The sequence below is a fragment of the Sinorhizobium fredii USDA 205 genome (assembly GCF_001461695.1).
Classification (GTDB): Bacteria; Pseudomonadota; Alphaproteobacteria; order Rhizobiales; family Rhizobiaceae; genus Sinorhizobium; species Sinorhizobium fredii.
The window spans coordinates 1-18,062 of the sequence record NZ_AUTC01000139.1 but is presented as its reverse complement, the minus strand read 5'-3'; the positions used below and the strand labels follow the sequence as shown (position 1 = coordinate 18,062).

Below are 18,062 nucleotides of genomic sequence, written 5' to 3'. Positions count from 1 at the left end.
GATCTGCTGTTTGTTGTCGAGCCTTGCTCAGAACTGCCGGCTGCGTCTCCAGGCGCCGGGGGTGTTGCCCATTGCCTTTACGAATGCACGTGTGAAGTGGCTCTGGTCGGAGAAGCCGCAGAGACTGGCGATCTCGCTCAACGGGGTTTGTGAGAACTGCAGCAAGTCAACGGCCTTTTCGATACGCTGCTGCTGCAACCATCGATGCGGCGTCTTCCCCATGGTTTCGCGGAAGGCCCGAAGAAATATCGCTGGCGACAGATTGCAGGCCGAAGCGAGCTGGTCGACGGTCAGGTCACCATTCAACTGGCTCTGGACGAGATCCTTGATCTTGACCTGGCAACGCGAAGAGAGCCGACGTGCGCTGGTGGCCGCACCACCGCGACCGTTCCCGTACTGTTGAACAACATGAACCCCAATCGCGACCGAGAGCTGGTCAACAAACAAGGCGCTCCTGTCTGCGCACCCATCCACCGTTGCAAACAAGGCGCCGAGCATGCCGCCAAGGACAGGATCCGGGTACGCGGCAATGGACCGCAATTCACCGACACCTTTGAAGTCCCCCGCGTCGGCGATCCGCTCTAGGGCATTGTGATTGATTTCAAGCAGCATGAAATCGAAGGAACCGCTGAGGTCAGCGCGATAATCATCGGCAAAATTCCGCAGGTAGACGGCGTTCTGCTCGAAATCATGCAGGTTTGAATGATGCTCCTTGAAGATACGACGCCTGTGCCCGCCCGCTGCGGAAAGACCCACGAGATATCCGCGCCCGGTCGCTGGTGTCGTGACCCTGCCGGGCGGCGCCGCCGCCGACCTCTTGCGATAGAACGTCAGGTCGCGGCCCTCGATCGTCCGGTCGTCCTCGAGCCTGTCCATGGAGCAACCGAGACTGTCATGTCTTTTGGTTGCCGCGATGGAAGAGACGTCCGTCATGTCTTGGGTCCCGTATTTTGAGCTTACCTGTGGCGAAAACCTCTCGACCACAAGCATCGGCATAGAACAGAGGCCCTGCGCGGATCATGGTCCAAGAGGCGGCCTCCACGCAGGTAGCGCGGAGTCCGCCCTGAATCGCCGCATCATCGCCGCGACCAGGTTAACGTTCTTGTACGAAACTTACCCGTTTTGAACAATGTGAGCCGATGGAGGCGATTAGACCCCGAGTGGATCCGAGCCTAGGCCGAATGGCCTATTCTTTCGTCGGAAGCGTGCCGGCGTCTCGCCCGTCAGACCTGTGAAGACCCTGGTCATGTGGCTCTGATCAGCGAAACCGCAATCGATCGCGACCTCCGCAATAGACAGGTCCTGCAACAACAGTTCCTTGGCCCGCGCGACCCGGTAGTCAGTGAGCCATTTTGAAGGGGTACGCCCAAAGCTCTCTTTGAAAGCCTTATTGAAATAGCTGCGCGACAATTCGCAGCGAGAAGCCAGATCTCCCGTCGAGAACGGCTTGTTGAAATGAGCAGCTAGAAATTCGGTAGCGAGTCTTTCCTGCCAAGGCGCCAACGTCCCTTTCTTATCCACCGGGAAGTGCAGACCGCCATAGGTCTGGCTGAGATGCGCCAGCATGGCGAGATTGATCTGCTCCAGGAACAGGGGATTGGCCTCTTCCGGGTTGTCGAGCGACGGCAGCAATGCCTGCGCGAGTCCGTGCATCACCGGATCGATGCGGCCTCCGAAGCAAGAAAGCGCTACGTATTCGCTACGCCCGACCTCCTCCGCGAAGGCGCGCAGGCGGGCAAATGGAATATCGAAGCGGACGTTGTCGAACGGCGAGAGTTGATGACATCGCCATTGATCGCGAAGATCGGTGATCGCCAGTGAGGCCTTGGGACGGCCGCCTTCATACACCAACTCGCCCCCGCGCCAAAGCCTCTGGGAGTCGAAGCCACGCAGTTGAACGGTGACGCCAAACGCTTCCGCGCGCGGAATGGCCGCGGCATCCAGAACAGAGCGTTCGGAATACGTCCTCGTAACGGAGATATCGCCAGAAGCAATTGACTTGACGGTCGGGTCCGTCCCATGTCTCGTGCCACTCAATCCCTCATGCAGGCCCATCGGCGTGGTCCCCCAATATCTGGCTAGGCGCGCCGTTCGACGCACTTTCGCGAATGCTACAATAGTCCAAGCTGGACCGCAGAGCGATTGCTCATTAGTCCCAGGGCTCGCATGCGGAGCGACCCTCACCGCGCCCGTCAATTCAGCCAACGCGCCCGCCAGCCTGCAGGGGTGGTACCCGTCACTCGACGGAAGCCCTTGGTAAAATCATCCTCACCGGTGAAGCCGCACCGGGTGGCGATCTCCGCGAGCGTCATGGAACGCTCGCCGAGATACTGCTTGGCACGTGCTGTTCGATAACGCAGGAGCCACTGTTGCGGCGTCTGGCCCGTCGCGCCCTTGAAGCCTTCGATAAAGCGACGGATGGAAACACCAGCCGCCGAAGCTGCTGCCGCCATCGGGAATTGATCGGCAAAATGGTCGATCATGAAGTCCTTGGCTGCCTTTTCCTGCCACACGGTGAGCTGCGTTGAACTGGAAACCCCCTGACCGCGATGATCGGCATAAGCGTGAAGCAAGTGGGCACAGATGGCGATGGCAATGTGCTGTAGGACCGGAGCGTAGGCGCTCCCACGGCTCTCGAACAACGGCAGTAGAGCCGCTCCGAGATTGCGCATGACATCATCGTCCTCACCCCGCCGGCATTTAAGCCTCGTTGCTTTTGGCGCCGCTGAAAACCCGGCAACTTCCCGAAAGAGTTCTCGCGGTAGCTGGAAGGCGAGAGAATAGAGATCGCTGAAGAGGCGGATGCTGGCGCCGTGGGCAAGATCGACGAGGCAAATGGAACCTTGCCGGAAGCGGCGAGTCTCGCTCTCGGTGCCATCGGGAGCAACGTCGCAATGATGCGCATCCTTGAGGTACAGCATCAGAAAATAGGCTTCGTCCGGCGGCAGGGACACCAGGCGGTTGGCATCCCCGTTGAGCCGGCATTCGAGACGCGTCACGGAAAATCCGGCGTCCCGAACCGGTCGAGCCGGGAGACATGGAGCATGCGGCAGCCCGAAATGTGCGCCGACGTCCTCTTCCGTTCCCGTCCTATGTTTCATCGGCATCTCCAAGTGAATTTTCTCTTCCGCTGCGAGAGGTCGCGTCGCGACCGGGCCGATTGACCGCATTCGCGATTTGGAAGAATGCGCTTTCCCAACCGAAACGATCTCGGCAACAGAAGGCCCCATATAGACCGGTCGTGTCCTATTCAAACTAAGCATGCCCGCGAGCGCGCTCAATTTCTTGTAATAATTGCTCGCCTTTTGCCTGATAGGACACCTTCGACGCGAAATACGCCTCCGCTTCAAAGCGGGCGCGTCTGGGTAACGTACCTTTCGAAGAAGTCCGAGAACCGTGCGACGCGCATCGGCAGCTTCTCGTAGGGTGGATAGTATAATGTCATCCAGAGCTCCGGCGGCTCCCACTCGGCAAGGACCTGCTCCAGAGCGCCCCGCGCCAGCGCGTCGTCGACCATGAATTGAGGCAGCAGGGCTACCCCTTCTCCGTTTTCCGCCAGTCTGGCAATCAGCTCGCCGTTGTTAGCAGCCAGCACCTTGCCGGCCAACGCCTTTCGGGTCCGCCCGCCCTTCGTCAGCTCCCAGCTTTCGGCGATTGCCTCCTCGTCGTAGGCGATGCATGCATGCCGATGCAGGTCATCGGGCGTCTCAGGTGTTCCGAAAGCAGCGAGATAGCCTGGGGAGGCGACAAGGATTCGCCGCACGCGACATACCTTGCGCCATATTGTTGACTTGTCCCGCGGCGTCTCCGAAACCCTCAGTGCGAGATCGAAACTTTCGGACACGATGTCGATGAACCGGTCGGTCAGGGACAGGGAAACACTCACCCGCGGATATTCGGCCCGAAACCCTGAGACGATGTCTGGCAGGATCTGTTGACCGATCGACAGCGGCGCGTTGATGCGGATCAGCCCCGCCACGTCCCCATGCTCTTCGCGCAGCTCCTCCCTCACCTGGTCGAACTGTCTGATTAGCGGCTCTACGCGCGCCGCGTAGACGGCTCCGGCGGACGTCAGGGAAACCTGACGTGTGGTGCGCAGCAGGAGCTGAACTCCCAGGCTCTCCTCCAGCGCACTGACGGCGCGGGTCACGGTCGGCGGTGTCATCGACAACTGTCGCGCCGCCGCAGTGAAGCTGCGCTGCTGCGCCACGGCCAGGAATACTCGGATATCGCTTAGATCGCCCATGCTTTTTATTGCAATATATGCAACAAAATTGTCAATATTATTTCTATTCCCTTTCGTAAAGATTTGACCGATTTTGTCTCAAGATCAGCCGATAAACGCTAGTCCGGAGAGAAACCTGCCATGCTCACACAGATCAAAGGCCTTCATCACGTCACCTCGATGGCCGCCGGCGCCCAGGAGAACAGCGACTTCTTCACCAAAACGCTCGGCTTGCGCCGCGTAAAGAAGACCGTGAATTTCGATGACCCGGAGGTGTATCACCTCTACTACGGTGACGAGATCGGTACGCCCGGCTCGGTGATGACCTATTTCCCGTTTCCCCATATCGCCAGGGGACGTCCCGGTGCTGGCGAAGTAGGCGAGACCTCTTTCGCCGTCGCCGAGGATACGCTCGGCTACTGGAAGGAACGACTCGCCTCGCGTGGTGTCGCCGGACTTTCTGAGCACGAACTCTGGGGCGAGAAGCGCCTTCGCTTCAAAGGCCCGGACGGCGATGGCTTCTCGCTGGTCGAAGTCGTAGACGATCCGCGCCTCGGTTGGGCCAGCGCAGAGGTCGATGCGGACAAGGCGATCAGGGGATTCCGCGGCGCAAGTCTGCGTCTTCGGGATCCGGGCGCGACGCGGGAACTTCTCAGCTTCATGGGTTACCAGGAGGTCGACCGCAAAGGCGAGTGGTCGCGCTTCGCGATCAGCGGCGGCAACGGCGCCGACGCCGTCGACCTGGAAGTCGTCCCCAGTGCCGATCTCGCCCGCCTCGGTGCCGGCTCGGTGCATCACATCGCCTTCGCGGTGGACGATCGCGCGGCCCAGCTTGAGGTCCGCCAGACACTGATCGATACCGGCTATCAGGTCACGCCAGTGATCGATCGCGACTACTTCTGGGCGATCTACTTCCGCACGCCCGGCGGCGTGCTGTTTGAGATCGCCACCAACGAGCCGGGATTTAATCGCGATGAAGACACCGCGCACCTCGGTGAAGCCCTGAAGCTTCCCACGCGCTACGAGCCCTATCGTGACGAGATCTCACGCCGCCTCGAGCCGATCAGAGACTAACCGGCTTCGGGGCCGCGGCAATTCGGATCCAGCCCGACGGAGAAGACCACCATGACGACCTCATCGTATCGGGCGCTCATAAGAGCGCCGCGACGCAACGCGCCCATCGTCTTTACGTTTCACGGCACAGGTGGAGACGAACATCAGTTCGCCGAGCTGGCCAGCCAAATCTTGCCGGATGCCGGGCTGATTTCGCCGCGTGGAGACGTGTCGGAATTTGGCGCGCTACGCTTCTTTCGCCGGACGAGCGAAGGCTCCTACGACATGCAGGACCTGGCGAGACGAACAGATAAGATGGTCGATTTCATTGCCGCCCACAAAGCGGAAAATCCCGGACGGGCAATATACGGATTCGGCTATTCAAACGGGGCAAACATCCTTGCGTCAGTTCTGTTCAGTCAGCCCACGCTTTTCGATCGAGCTGCCCTGCTCCATCCGCTCATTCCTTGGATCCCCGCGGATAATAACCAGTTGAAAGATCGACGAATCCTGATCACCGCCGGCCAACACGATCCGATTTGCCCACTGCCCCTCACAGAGCGGCTCGTCGACTACGTTGCGGCACAGAGGGCCCGCGTAGAGGCACGCTACCATTCCGGGGGACATGAGATCCGACCTGAGGAATTGCAAGCATTGCACACGTTCCTGACCTGAAGGAAACGACTGCGACCAGTCCGCCTAGGCGACAGGCGGACTGTATGGAAGCGTCTTTTACCGAGTCGCCGCAAACATCTATTCATTCATGCATGCCGGAGGGGGTGCTGATCTGACCTTCGAGAGGTCCTTTGTCGACGTCCTCTAATCAGAATCTGGACTCGGACACCCGTAGACCTGGTAATGAATCCCTGGCGGTCTCGCCCGTGCTTAGCGTGCAAGATCCTACTCCCAATAAGGAACAGCCAAAATATCTCGCAGCGCCGCGCCACACATAAGCGACGCTAGGGCTCAGAGTGCGAGCAACGCGGCGAGCGGGCTCATAAGAGCTCATTGTGAACTTCAGGGATTACCGCTCATTCGAAAGAAACTGCCTGAAGCGCTCGGATTTCGGGTTTCGAAAAACTTCGGCAGGATCCCCCTCCTCCTCGACAACGCCCTTGTGCAGAAACACAACCCTACTGGATACGTCGCGTGCAAAAGCCATCTCGTGGGTGACGACGAGCATAGTTCGGCCTTCTTCGGCGAGTGAGCGCATGACCTTCAGCACTTCGCCGACAAGCTCAGGATCGAGTGCGGATGTCGGCTCATCGAAGAGCATGACTTTCGGTCGTTGCGCTAGCGCCCGCGCGATTGCGGCCCGCTGCTGTTGCCCCCCAGACAGGTGCCCAGGGTAGAAATCGCGTTTGTCGCCGATACCGACCCGCTCGAGCAAAGCCTCCGCCTCTTCAATGCATTCGGCGCGATTGCGGTTTTGCACGTGCAAGGGTGCTTCAATGACGTTCTCAAGGATCGTCATATGTGACCACAGGTTAAAGCTCTGGAATACCATTCCAATGTGTTCCCGAAGGCGGTCAACCTGCCGGCGGTCGGCTGGCTCGGTCTTGTATCGTCCCTGTTTCAACCGAAACATTTCGCCGCCAATACGGACTTCACCGCTGTCGGGCACTTCGAGCATATTGATGCATCTCAACATCGTCGACTTTCCGGATCCGGATGAACCGAGAATCGAGATGACGTCACCTTCCTCCGCTTCGAGACAAACTCCCTTCAAGACTTCAAGCGGACCAAAGCGTTTGCGGAGGTCCTTAACCGAGACGGCGGCTGTCTTGTCCTTATTGTCAGCCGTGAGAAACGTTCCCCTGTCAGACATGCGTACTCCCGTTTATGCCAAAGTTGGTGGCCTCATGCGGAGATGGGGCGAGAGCCAGAATTCGATGATCATCATCAACCGCGTGACGAGGAAGGTAACCGCGAGATAGATCGCACCGGCGACGATGAAGACCTCAAAGGCTCGGAAACTGTCAGCGATCAGCTTCCCCGCGAGGCCGGTGACTTCCATGATGGTGATGACGGACGCCAGCGCTGTTGCCTTGAGCATCAAGATGATTTCGTTGCCATAGGCTGGAAGTGCATGCCGGATGGCAATTGGCAAAACGATCCGCCGGAACAGCAGCAGGCCCGACATGCCGCAGGCTCGCGCTGCCTCAACCTGTTGAAGTGAAACTGCCTTTAAGCCTCCGCGGAAGATCTCGCTCGTATAGGCCGCCGTGTTCAGCGTCAGTGCGATCACTGCACACCAATAGGGCTCGCGAAAGATTGCCCAAAGGCCGAGTTCCTGCAGCAACGGTCGGAATTGCCCGAGACCGTAATAAATGAGGAACATCTGCACGAGCAGCGGCGACCCTCGAAAGACAAAGACGTAGCCTCGGGTTAAACCACGGCCGATCGGCCCTCCGGCCACGGCAAAAAGCGAAAGGAAAAGCGCAAGGATGCCGCCGGCAATAATGGACGTCAGTGCAAGCTCCAATGTGAGCGGCAAGCCCGACAGGAGGATGAGAAACGTCTCCCACATAAATGCAACGTCCATTACAGAGAACTCCGGGTGCCGCGCATGGTTCTCGCTTCCAAATGGCGGAAGGCGATCGACGATGCCCAGGTGATGACGAGATAAAGGACGATGGCGGTCAGATAGAACTCGAATGGGCGCCGTGTCGAACCGGCCGCGATTTGAGATTGACGCAGAAGTTCGACCAAGCCGGTGATGGAGATCAGCGCCGACTCCTTCAGCACAAGTTGCCAGGTATTGCCCAATCCGGGGATAGCGTAGCGCAGAACCAGGGGTGCGACGATGCGGCGAAACTTTGGCCAGGGCCGCATCCCGACAGCACTCGCCGCCTCGAGTTCGCCGTTGGCGACTGACTTGAAGGCGCCACGAAACACTTCGGATTGATATGCAGCGGAAACAACGCCGAGAGCCAATGTGCCGGTGAGGAAAGCCGGCATGCCAATGAAGCCCTGATAGCCAAAGAGACCGCCGAGATACCCCAGAAATGCGCTCCCGCCAAAATAGAACAGGTAGATGACAAGGAGATCGGGCACACCGCGGAGCACGGTCGTGTAACCGTCCGCCAGCCAGCGGACCACCATGTACCGCGACAGCTTCATGAAGGTGACGACCGATCCCAGGATCGTACCCGTCAGGAAACCACAGATCGAGACCCCGAGGGTCATGGCCGATGCACTAAGAAGCAATGTGCCCCAACCGGTCTCGCCAAAGCCGACGAGCACCAAGTACCTGTCAATGAGTTCCATGCGTATCCCGGCCCCTCTGCACCCGGCGAGTTAATCCACAGCCCGTCGATGCGCCCAAATGCGCTGCAGTTTCGACATGTTCTTTAGTGAGCTCTGAACATGCGCTCGCGCGGCCGCTTCGGCCGCCTCGGGGTCGCGCGCGCAGATGGCATCAGCAATGGCCCGATGCTCATCCAAATCGGTGTGTTCAAGATCCACCCATAGAACCTCCAGCCAGAGCGCCAGCCGCAGCTGTTGATATACCTGCTCGCTTAACCGAGTGAGCGCATCATTGCGCGCCGCCTCCAGAATTACGCGGTGGATGTAAAGACCGAGATCAAGGTTTCGCGCCGCATCGGAAGGAGTGTCACTGGCGCTATCCTTGAGTTCGACCATCTGCGCGATGACGCCGCGGAGCCTATCGAGGTCTTCTTCCGTCGCCGTGACGCACGCGAGCCGGGCCGCACACACATCGAGCGCCTCCCTGACAACCAAAAGGTTGCAGAATGCGGTGATGTCCAGGTCCGAAACCGTGTAACCGAGGTTTCTTTGGCCGACGACCAAGCCTTCCTCTTCAAGCTTCATCAACGCTTCACGGAGGGGAGTGCGGCTTACTCCGAGCCTCTTTGCGAGAGCGTTTTCGGAGAGTCGCTCGGAGGGTCGCAGCTGTCCGGTGAGGATCAAATCCTTAAGTCGAGCATATGTCGTTTCACGCAGCGTGGCGCGCGGCTCGTTTTTGGTGAGTGTCAAACCAGTCCCCTTTCATAGTCCGCGGCCCCAAAAGCCGGACTACTGCGAAGAAAGATATCGTTTTTCCTCTTGCCAGATCAAGCGGCATACCGATATGTATACAACATTGCCCACAGCATTCAATCGGATTTTGCCGAAAAGCGGAATTCGGCAAGACCCAGGGGGATAGGGCGGATGGAGGACCTTGCATGCCTGAGATCTTGAGCGTTGAGGAACTCCGCGCCCGGTATGGGAACGCGTCCGGGGCTGACATTTTCGATCCGGAGTTTCGCAAGGTCGCGGACCAGGTCTTCGGCGACGGCGATAGCCGGCAGGCCCCCTATTGCGGCGCTCCGACATTGCTGAAAGCCCCTCTCCGGCAAGATGCTGCGCCCCGCTTTACAGATATCGATGTAGCGCTTCTCGGCATCCCATTGGATCTGGGCGTGACGAACCGCCCCGGTGCGCGCTTCGGTCCTCGCGCCGTTCGCAACGTCGAGAGAGTAGGGCCCTATGATCACGTATTGCGTGCGGTCCCCGCTGCGCACGTCCGTGTCGCGGATGTGGGCGACGTCCCCTTTCGCAGCCGATTCGATCTCGTTAGTTCGCACGAGGATATCGAGCGGTATGTTCGCGGCCTGGTCGACGCCGGCGTTGTGCCGCTCTCAGTTGGCGGTGATCACTCGATAGGACTGCCATTGCTTCGCGCCGTCGGTCGCGAACGTCCAGTGGGCATGATCCACATCGATGCCCATTGCGATACGAGCGGCTCGTTTGAGGGCTGCAAGTTTCATCATGGCGGACCGTTTCGGCAAGCCGTACTTGACGGCCTGCTGGATCCCCGCCGGACGATACAGATCGGTATTCGCGGCAATTCCGAATATCTGTGGGAGTTTTCCTACGTCTCTGGAATGACAGTTATTCACGCCGAGGAGGTTGAGGAACTCGGCATCAAACATGTGATCGAAATGGCTCGCGCGGTAGCGGGCGACGGGCCGACCTACGTCAGCTTTGACGTGGATGCCCTGGACCCGGCATTTGCGTCAGGCACTGGTACACCGGAAGTGGGAGGGCTCACCTCCGCGCAGGCACTCGGCATCCTTCGCGGCCTTTCCGGTCTCGACATTGTCGGCGGTGACGTCGTCGAGGTTGCGCCTCAATACGATCCGACAACGAACACAGCGCAGGTCGCTGCTCAGGTTTTATTCGAGATCCTCTGCCTGGCCGCAGAGGCGATAAGGATCCGCGCGTCAAGGCAGATCGAGCCATCACGCTGATCAACAGCAAGTGCCGCTCAATAATGAGCGCCACACCAAGAAAGGGGAATGAAAATGAGGAAAATTGAACTTGCGCTAGCCAGCATGGTTCTGGGCGCCATCGCTACGGGCAGCGCCCACGCCCAGAGCAAGCCAACCGAGATCACCATTGCCACTGAAGGCGCATATGAACCGTGGAATTTCACAGGACCCGACGGGAAGCTTGCCGGCTTTGAAATCGACCTCGCCAATGATCTTTGCGGCCGCATGAAGATCAAATGCAACATTGTCGCGCAGGACTGGGACGGGCTCATCCCGTCGCTGATCGCCAAGAAGTTCGATGTCATCATGGCGTCGATGATCGTCACGGAAAAGCGCCTTGGCGTCATCTCCTTCAGCGAGCCTTACGCTCCAACCGCCGCAGCGTTCATGGTTGAAAAGTCGGGCCCGCTTGCAAATCTCCCTGGCACCGGAGCGACTATCGACCTTGCGGGAGACAAGGCGAAGGTCGAGCAGGAATTGCAGCCACTGAGGGACGCCCTGAACGGCAAGGCCGTTGGCGCGCAGGTCTCCACGGCGAACGTCGCTTTCCTCGATACCTATTTCAAGGATGTCGTCGATCCGCGCGAATACAAGACCGTCGAGCAGCACGACCTCGATCTGCAGGCGGGTCGCATCGACGCTGTCATAGCGCAGAAGACATCGCTGACCGCGACGCTGTCGAAGGAGGACTTCAAAGACTACACCATCGCCGGCCCGACCTTCACCGGCGGGGTATTCGGCCAGGGTATCGCTGCCGGCGTTCGCAAGGACGACACCGAACTCAAGGCCATGCTTGACGAGGCGATCCGCGCGGCGAAGTCCGATGGGACAATCAACAAGCTTGCGCAAAAGTGGATGAAGATTGGCCTCGAATAGATCGACCGGTAGCACCTGACCCACACGACAGACAGCCGTCGGACGCCCGAAAGTTCGGCGGCTGCATGGAACTGTTGCGAATTTTTCAACACGCCTAGATCACCACCGGAGAGCTATCGTGACCATTCTTCTCAATTCCCTGGAAGCGCGCGATGCGGCGTTTGTCCTTCATCCCTATACGAATGCGTCCCAGCATCTGCAGGACGGCCCGCTTGTGATTTCCAGGGGAGAAGGGATCTACATCGTCGACAGCGACGGCAATAAGTATATCGAGGGGCTCGGTGGTCTGTTTTGCGCTTCGCTTGGCTTTAGCGAACAACGGCTCGTCGACGCTGCCATGCGGCAAATGCAGGAATTGCCGTTCTATCACAGCTTTGGTGGCAAGTCGCATGAGACGGCAATCGAACTTGCCGAACGGCTGATCCGCCTTGCTCCGGTCCCGATGTCGAAAGTGTTCTTTGCCAATTCGGGTTCAGAGGCCAACGACACGGCTCTGAAACTCGTCTGGTACTACCACAATGCGATCGGCAAACCGGAAAAGAAGAAAGTCATCTCCCGCTGGCGTGCCTATCATGGGGTGACAATTGCCTCCGCAAGTCTCACGGGATTGCCAAACAACCATCGCGACTTCGACCTGCCGATCGACGGGGTGCTTCATACCGATTGTCCCGAATACTATCGCTATGGCCTTTCTGGCGAGAGCGAAGAGGAATTCGCGACCCGTTGCGCTGTTTCGCTTGAAGATCTGATTCTTGCCGAAGGGCCCGACACGATCGGCGCCTTCTTCGCCGAGCCCTTGATGGCGTCGGGTGGCTGCATCGTTCCCCCGCCGACCTATTACGACAAGATCCAGGCTGTACTCCGGAAGTACGATATTTTGCTGATCGCCGATGAGGTGATCTGCGGCTTCGGCCGGCTCGGCACGATGTTCGGCTCCGAGAGCTTCGGCATGCGGCCCGACATGATTTCCATGGCCAAGCAACTGTCGGCGGCGTACCAGCCGATTTCCGCGCTGATGATCAACGAGAAAGTCCACGCCGCTATCGTCGCCGAGAGCGAAAAAATCGGTACCTTCGGGCACGGCTTTACCTATAGCGGGCATCCGGTCGCCACTGCAGTGGCACTCGAGACCCTGAAAATATACGCGGAACGGGACATTGTAGGGCACGTCCAGAATGTCACGCCGCTTTTTCAAAGAAGACTCCGCGCGCTCGCAGATCATCCGCTTGTCGGAAACGCCCGTGGACGTGGCTTGATCGGTACGCTTGAGCTTGTCCGAAACAAGGAAACCAAGGAACCTTTCAATTCGGCGAACGGCGTCGCAATACATGCCGGCAAGCGAGCACAAGCGCACGGTGTCGTCACGCGTGCCATGGGTGACAACTATTCTCTCTGCCCGCCCCTGATCATCACGGAAGCGCAGATCAACGACATGTTCGACCGCTCGGCCAAGGCGCTCGATGACACATATGCATGGGCGCGCGCCAACAATCTCTATTCGTAGGACGATAGCATGCGGAACTTCGAACATCCCGGGCGCTCGGTTGCCGTTGGCCGCAGCGGCATGGCTGCAACTTCGCATCCAATGGCAACGTTGACCGCCATCGACATCCTCAAGAGCGGTGGCAACGCCATCGATGCCGCGGTGGCGGCCTGTGCGGTCCAGTGCGTGGTCGAGGCCGGCTCCACAGGTATTGGCGGCGATTGCTTCGCGTTGCTGGCACCCAACGGAAGCGACCAGGTGATCGCCTATAACGGGTCGGGCCGCACACCCTCAGCCGCTGACTTCAAGTGGTTCAAGGACCAAGGAATCTCGGAGATCGCGCGGTCCTCGCCTCACGCGGTAACCATTCCTGGCGCCGTCGATGCCTGGACGCGGTTGGTCGCAGATCACGGGCGCATGTCCATGGTCGACATCCTAGCGCCTGCGATCGCGCTTGCGCGCGACGGCTACGCCATCACACCGCGCGTTGCCGCCGACATCTCCCATCAGCGCGCGTTGCTCGCAGTCAATTCGTCGACGCGCCGCATATTCCTCGACAACGATGAAGCTCCCGCAGTGGGGTCCATTCAGCATCAGCCGGAGCTCGCGGAGACTTTGTCGGCGATAGGCAAGCACGGGCGAGACGCCTTTTATCGGGGCGACGTTGCCGAAGACATGGTCTCCTATCTCCAGGCGCTCGGCGGTCTGCACACCATCGGGGATTTCGCCTCCGCTGAAGGAGAATACGTTACTCCGATCAGCGCAACCTATCGTGGGTGGACCGTTCATGAATGCCCTCCCAATGGACAAGGCATCATTGCTCTGATGATCCTCAAGATCCTGGAACGTTTTACGCCGTCGGGTCATCCTCTGAATGCCGACAACTTGCACATCGAAGTCGAGGCGACCCGACTCGCCTATGCTGCGCGCGAACGCTGGCTCGCGGATGCGGCAACATCAAACGTGCCGGTCGATTTTCTTTTGTCGGACGAGTTCGCCGACGAACTTGCCTCAAAGATCAAGTCGGACCAGATTTCCGACGCCAGCGGTATCATCGATGGTGTCGAGCACTCGGACACGGTCTACATCTCGGTGGTGGACAAAGATCGCAATGCCGTCAGCTTCATCAATTCCATTTTCCACCCTTACGGCAGTGGCCTCATGGCCCCGATATCGGGCGTGTTGTTCCACAACCGCGGCCAGAGTTTCGTGCTGACGGAGGGGCATCCAAACGCGATTGGCCCGCGCAAGAGGCCGATGCATACGATCATACCAGGAATGGTCACGCGAAACGGCAAGACAGCCCTCTCATTCGGCGTGATGGGCGGTCACTATCAAGCCATGGGACATGCGCACTTTCTGTCGAAGCTGTTCGACTATGCCATGGATATGCAATCGGCGATCGAGCTTCCTCGTCTGTTCCCCCTCCCCGGCACCACGACGATCGAAGCCGAGGAAGCAATTCGAAATGCGATCGGCGAAAAGCTCCAGGGCCGAGGCTTCAAGGTGATCCCACCGAAATGGGCCATCGGCGGAGCACAGGCGGTCTGGATTGATCATCAACACGGAACCCTGCTCGGCGCGTCTGATCATCGCAAGGATGGTTGCGCGCTGGGGTACTGATTTCAGAACATCGGAGAACCGTGATGTCCGACTATCCGCAGACTCAACTCTATATCGGCGGCATCTGGCGCGACGGATCGAAAGAGCGCCTTTCGATCGTCAATCCTGCCTCCGGTGAGATCATTGGAACCGTGGCAAATGCCGGGCGGGATGACCTTGACGAAGCTCTTGCAGCAGCCGCAACCGGGTTCACGGCCTGGACTCAGTTTAGCGCATTGGAGCGCGCTAAGCTGCTGCACCAGGCTGCCCAGCTACTGCGCGAACGGGTTGAGAAGATCGCGACGATCATGACTCTCGAACAGGGAAAGCCGCTCGCGGAGTCGACAGCGGAGACTTTGGCGGCGGCTGACACGATCGACTGGTTTGCCGAGGAGGCGCGGCGGGCATACGGTCGTGTTGTCCCTTCCCGCTCCGTCAATGTTCGGCAGGTCGTCGTCAAGGAGCCCGTCGGCCCGGTCGCCGCCTTCAGTCCCTGGAATTTTCCGTTGAACCAGGCCATGCGCAAGGTAGCGGCCGGTCTTGCGGCCGGTTGTTCCGTCATCCTGAAGGGGCCGGAGGAGACGCCGGCGAGTTGTGCAGAACTTGTTCGCGCATTCGCGGAAGCCGATTTGCCGGCCGGCGCACTCAATCTGGTTTTCGGAATTCCCGCCGACATCTCCAACCACCTCATTCCGCATCCGATCATCCGAAAGGTCTCCTTCACCGGATCGACCTCCGTTGGCAAGCAGCTTGCGGCTCTTGCCGGTGCCCATATGAAGCGGGTGACGATGGAACTTGGCGGTCACGCGCCGGCGATTGTGTTCGACGATGCCGACGTCGATCTCGCAATCAGGATCTTGGCCGGAGCGAAATTCCGCAATGCGGGCCAAGTCTGCGTTGCCCCGACCCGCTTCCTCATACAAGAGAACATCTACGCGAGGTTTCTCGAGTCCTTCGTCAAGGCCGCAGAGGCCGTCAAGGTGGGCAATGGACTGGATTCGGGCACGACCATGGGCCCGCTTGCAAATGGCAGACGCCTCGAAGCCATGGAATCACTGACTGCGGATGCCGTCTCACGGGGCGGAAGGATTGCGATCGGCGGCGAGCGCATCGGCAACCGCGGAAATTTTTACAAACCCACGGTTCTGACAGATGTGCCGCTGAGCGCCCGGATATTGAACGAGGAGCCTTTCGGCCCGGTCGCTGTGGTGAGCCCGTTTTCGACCTATGAAGCCGCCATTACGGAAGCGAACCGCCTCCCCTACGGCTTGGCAGCCTATGCTTATACGACATCCGGGAAAACGAGCGCCGCACTGAGCCGCGATATACAGAGCGGAATGATCTCAATCAATCACCATGGGCTGGCGCTGCCGGAGCTTCCCTTTGGCGGCATAAAGGACTCGGGCTACGGGTCCGAAGGCGGAACCGAGGCGATGGACAACTTCTTCAACATCAAGCTGGTTACAGAGGCGATTTGACTTTGGGGAGCACCTTGCGCCGCTTTTTTCCTGACACTTTCACGACCCTGCTCGTCTGTAGCGTCGCCCTTGCCTCGCTGCTTCCGGCAAGCGGCGGTTCTGCGGATTATTTCGGCGTTGCCACAAGTTTCGCCATTGCGCTTCTCTTCTTCCTGCATGGCGCGCGATTGTCCACCGATGTTGTCATTGCCGGCATGCTGCACTGGCGCCTGCACCTCGTCATTCTGCTGACGACATTCGCCGTTTTCCCACTGCTCGGGATGACGTTGGGCCTCGTTCCGGATTCGATCCTGCCACCGCCGCTTTATCTCGGCATCCTCTTCCTGTGCGTCCTGCCGTCCACCGTGCAGTCATCCATTGCTTTCACCTCAATGGCGGGAGGAAATGTTCCCGCTGCCATCTGCTCGGCTTCCGCCTCTAACATACTCGGCATGTTCCTGACGCCTCTTCTTGTCGGCCTGCTGTTTTCCGTCGGCGGCCATGGCGGGTTCTCCTGGGATGTCATGGAGAAGATACTGCTGCAGTTGCTCGCACCATTTGTCGTCGGCCAGATCCTACAGCCGTGGATTGGAAAATGGGTACGCGCGAAGAAGAAGATTCTCACTCCTGTCGATAGAGGTTCCATCCTGATGGTTGTATACCTCGCCTTCAGCAAGGCCGTCGTCGAGGGACTGTGGCAAACTTTCTCGCTGCGAGACATCGCAATCGTTATCGGGCTTGACATGCTACTGCTCGCCCTTGTGCTGACCTTCACCATGCGCGGCAGCCGCCTCATGGGCTTCAATAAGCCAGACCAGATCACCATCACCTTTTGTGGATCGAAGAAGAGCCTCGCCAGTGGTGTACCGATGGCAGGCGTCATCTTCGGCGGGCAGTCGATCGGGGCGATCGTTCTGCCTTTGATGCTTTTCCACCAGATCCAGTTGATGGTCTGCGCAATGATTGCACAGAGGTATTCTGCTGCCACTGCGACGGCATAACGGACAAAGCCTAAAGCCACGACAGGGCCCCCGCCCGCACCGTGACGGCCATGATCTGACGCGGCCAGGAAAGAGTTACTGGTACCAGAGGAGCGCTGAGGCGCAAAACCGCGTTTTTGAGCGCACGGCACGCGAGCAGGACGGCGATCTCGCCGGACCCGTCCGTATCGACGTGCCGGAACCTCTTGGGCAACAGGTTCTGCTGCCTGGCCTCGCTGACCTCCTGGAGAACCATCCGAATATCCGGATCGAGATGCACTCCAGTGTCCACCCGCGGCGACCAATCGGCGAAGAGGCGGATATCGCTCCTGCGCCTGAGCCGGACCTGAACGGGCAGCTACCGGGGTTACGCTTAAGGACCATCACTACGGCACAATCCAGCTACGCGTGTGAACCATATCGAACTGTCAGATTCTTGCGCGCATTGCGATGGATGGCCGCCGATGCGACCTCCGTCCTCGGGAGCCGACGTGCATCCGTCGCCTTGAACCGAAACGAACCGTCGACACGCAATTGACAATGGCCGAGATAGCCTCTTGCCTAGAAGAGGTTCGAGCTGAAGCTGTGATCAGCGACCGGATTAAATAAGCGATCTCGCTAATTAACGAAAATTGGATTTCGTTTATTAACCGGGCATGCTAATTAAAGGCGACAGACTTAGCGAAACTGGAAAGTGCATGAGGAACGACACCGCTGGTCGCCTTGGTCGTTTTGTGAGACCGCTGTTGGCGGCGAGCGTGTGAAGGCTTTTATACCTCCACCTCTCCCCCCCAATCCCCCAATTGAAATCACGGGCCTCCTAACGCGACTCAGCGCCGCCAAACGCGCTCTGGGACGACTTGATGGCGTTTCCATCCTGCTGCGGAACAAGGAACTGTTCCTGTACATGTATGTACGCAAGGAGGCTGTCCTTTCCTCCCAAATCGAGGGCACGCAGTCGACGCTGTCCGATCTCCTTCGCTTCGAGACAGAAGCAATCAGCGGCGAGCCTGTCGACGACATCCGCGAAGTCTCGAACTATGTTGACGCCATGATGTTCGGTCTAACGTCCGGACTCAATTAGACCCACCAAATGATTGTTGCGGCGAG

17 protein-coding genes and 1 pseudogene are annotated in these 18,062 nt (G+C 58.9%); 9 read left to right on the top strand and 9 right to left on the bottom strand.

Annotation, left to right across the window (positions count from 1 at the left end; all coding sequences use genetic code 11):
* Positions 1-27: 27 nt before the first annotated feature.
* From N181_RS16210 to N181_RS16195, 4 genes are all read right to left on the bottom strand, one after another.
* Entirely contained in the window at positions 28-933 is a 906-nt protein-coding gene (locus tag N181_RS16210; RefSeq protein ID WP_080577517.1) for a helix-turn-helix domain-containing protein, read from the bottom strand.
* Between the two features lie 216 nt (positions 934-1,149).
* The gene (locus tag N181_RS16205; RefSeq protein WP_037434049.1) at positions 1,150-2,055 is read right to left on the bottom strand and encodes a helix-turn-helix domain-containing protein; all 906 of its coding nucleotides are present in this window, start codon (positions 2,053-2,055) and stop codon (positions 1,150-1,152) included.
* Between the two features lie 137 nt (positions 2,056-2,192).
* Positions 2,193-3,101, bottom strand: a complete 909-nt coding sequence (locus N181_RS16200) for a helix-turn-helix domain-containing protein (protein ID WP_037395644.1) — start codon at positions 3,099-3,101, stop codon at positions 2,193-2,195.
* 245 nt (positions 3,102-3,346) lie between these two features.
* Entirely contained in the window at positions 3,347-4,246 is a 900-nt protein-coding gene (locus N181_RS16195) for a LysR family transcriptional regulator (RefSeq protein WP_037434048.1), read from the bottom strand.
* A gap of 120 nt (positions 4,247-4,366) precedes the next feature.
* Between N181_RS16195 and N181_RS16190 the strand changes: the two genes are divergently transcribed.
* On the top strand, positions 4,367-5,299 hold the full coding sequence (locus N181_RS16190; protein ID WP_037395604.1) for a VOC family protein: 933 nt from the start codon (positions 4,367-4,369) through the stop codon (positions 5,297-5,299).
* A gap of 51 nt (positions 5,300-5,350) precedes the next feature.
* Entirely contained in the window at positions 5,351-5,953 is a 603-nt protein-coding gene (locus tag N181_RS16185) for an alpha/beta hydrolase (protein ID WP_060563584.1), read from the top strand.
* Positions 5,954-6,302: 349 nt separating this feature from the next.
* On the opposite strand, the gene N181_RS16180 is transcribed toward N181_RS16185, so the two are convergent.
* The 4 genes from N181_RS16180 to N181_RS16165 are packed head-to-tail and all read right to left on the bottom strand — an operon-like array spanning position 6,303 to position 9,277.
* Positions 6,303-7,106, bottom strand: a complete 804-nt coding sequence (locus tag N181_RS16180; protein ID WP_037434047.1) for an ABC transporter ATP-binding protein — start codon at positions 7,104-7,106, stop codon at positions 6,303-6,305.
* Positions 7,107-7,118: 12 nt separating this feature from the next.
* Positions 7,119-7,823, bottom strand: a complete 705-nt coding sequence (locus N181_RS16175) for an ABC transporter permease (RefSeq protein WP_037395611.1) — start codon at positions 7,821-7,823, stop codon at positions 7,119-7,121.
* Complete coding sequence (locus tag N181_RS16170) at positions 7,823-8,548, bottom strand: ABC transporter permease (protein WP_037395613.1); 726 nt, start codon at positions 8,546-8,548, stop codon at positions 7,823-7,825. The genes N181_RS16175 and N181_RS16170 overlap by 1 nt, the downstream gene beginning before the upstream one ends.
* 30 nt (positions 8,549-8,578) lie before the next feature.
* Positions 8,579-9,277: a GntR family transcriptional regulator gene (locus N181_RS16165; RefSeq protein WP_037395615.1), complete on the bottom strand. Its 699-nt coding sequence runs from the start codon at positions 9,275-9,277 to the stop codon at positions 8,579-8,581.
* Positions 9,278-9,465: 188 nt separating this feature from the next.
* Between N181_RS16165 and speB the strand changes: the two genes are divergently transcribed.
* The 6 genes from speB to N181_RS16135 all read left to right on the top strand — a co-directional run bounded on the left by speB (position 9,466) and on the right by N181_RS16135 (position 16,973).
* On the top strand, positions 9,466-10,533 hold the full coding sequence (speB, locus tag N181_RS16160) for an agmatinase (RefSeq protein WP_037434044.1): 1,068 nt from the start codon (positions 9,466-9,468) through the stop codon (positions 10,531-10,533).
* A gap of 54 nt (positions 10,534-10,587) precedes the next feature.
* Positions 10,588-11,430, top strand: a complete 843-nt coding sequence (locus N181_RS16155; protein WP_037395645.1) for a transporter substrate-binding domain-containing protein — start codon at positions 10,588-10,590, stop codon at positions 11,428-11,430.
* Between the two features lie 118 nt (positions 11,431-11,548).
* Positions 11,549-12,934, top strand: coding sequence for an aspartate aminotransferase family protein (locus N181_RS16150; RefSeq protein ID WP_037434041.1), 1,386 nt, complete (start codon positions 11,549-11,551; stop codon positions 12,932-12,934).
* A gap of 9 nt (positions 12,935-12,943) precedes the next feature.
* Positions 12,944-14,536 carry a gamma-glutamyltransferase gene (gene ggt / locus N181_RS16145; protein WP_037395621.1) on the top strand — a complete coding sequence of 531 codons (1,593 nt, stop codon included), beginning with the start codon at positions 12,944-12,946 and terminating at the stop codon, positions 14,534-14,536.
* 23 nt (positions 14,537-14,559) lie between these two features.
* Positions 14,560-15,993 carry an NAD-dependent succinate-semialdehyde dehydrogenase gene (locus N181_RS16140; RefSeq protein ID WP_037395623.1) on the top strand — a complete coding sequence of 478 codons (1,434 nt, stop codon included), beginning with the start codon at positions 14,560-14,562 and terminating at the stop codon, positions 15,991-15,993.
* Positions 15,990-16,973, top strand: coding sequence for a bile acid:sodium symporter family protein (locus N181_RS16135; RefSeq protein ID WP_050984054.1), 984 nt, complete (start codon positions 15,990-15,992; stop codon positions 16,971-16,973). Before N181_RS16140 ends, N181_RS16135 begins: the two co-directional genes overlap by 4 nt.
* Positions 16,974-16,983: 10 nt before the next feature.
* Here N181_RS16135 and N181_RS33745 read toward each other — a convergent pair whose 3' ends face one another.
* Positions 16,984-17,232, bottom strand: a complete 249-nt coding sequence (locus N181_RS33745; protein WP_157784650.1) for a hypothetical protein — start codon at positions 17,230-17,232, stop codon at positions 16,984-16,986.
* A gap of 418 nt (positions 17,233-17,650) precedes the next feature.
* Here N181_RS33745 and N181_RS31840 point away from each other — a divergent pair.
* Positions 17,651-18,018, top strand: a pseudogene (locus N181_RS31840) (Fic/DOC family N-terminal domain-containing protein); the annotation flags it as partial.
* Between the last annotated feature and the right edge of the window lie 44 nt (positions 18,019-18,062).

Bases quoted from the DNA above. Each gene is read 5' to 3' on its own strand.
- N181_RS16210 (WP_080577517.1), bottom strand. From the start codon at position 933: ATGACGGACGTCTCTTCCATCGCGGCAACCAAAAGACATGACAGTCTC.
- N181_RS16205 (WP_037434049.1), bottom strand. From the start codon at position 2,055: ATGGGCCTGCATGAGGGATTGAGTGGCACGAGACATGGGACGGACCCG.
- N181_RS16200 (WP_037395644.1), bottom strand. From the start codon at position 3,101: ATGAAACATAGGACGGGAACGGAAGAGGACGTCGGCGCACATTTCGGG.
- N181_RS16195 (WP_037434048.1), bottom strand. From the start codon at position 4,246: ATGGGCGATCTAAGCGATATCCGAGTATTCCTGGCCGTGGCGCAGCAG.
- N181_RS16190 (WP_037395604.1), top strand. From the start codon at position 4,367: ATGCTCACACAGATCAAAGGCCTTCATCACGTCACCTCGATGGCCGCC.
- N181_RS16185 (WP_060563584.1), top strand. From the start codon at position 5,351: ATGACGACCTCATCGTATCGGGCGCTCATAAGAGCGCCGCGACGCAAC.
- N181_RS16180 (WP_037434047.1), bottom strand. From the start codon at position 7,106: ATGTCTGACAGGGGAACGTTTCTCACGGCTGACAATAAGGACAAGACA.
- N181_RS16175 (WP_037395611.1), bottom strand. From the start codon at position 7,823: ATGGACGTTGCATTTATGTGGGAGACGTTTCTCATCCTCCTGTCGGGC.
- N181_RS16170 (WP_037395613.1), bottom strand. From the start codon at position 8,548: ATGGAACTCATTGACAGGTACTTGGTGCTCGTCGGCTTTGGCGAGACC.
- speB (WP_037434044.1), top strand. From the start codon at position 9,466: ATGCCTGAGATCTTGAGCGTTGAGGAACTCCGCGCCCGGTATGGGAAC.
- N181_RS16155 (WP_037395645.1), top strand. From the start codon at position 10,588: ATGAGGAAAATTGAACTTGCGCTAGCCAGCATGGTTCTGGGCGCCATC.
- ggt (WP_037395621.1), top strand. From the start codon at position 12,944: ATGCGGAACTTCGAACATCCCGGGCGCTCGGTTGCCGTTGGCCGCAGC.
- N181_RS16140 (WP_037395623.1), top strand. From the start codon at position 14,560: ATGTCCGACTATCCGCAGACTCAACTCTATATCGGCGGCATCTGGCGC.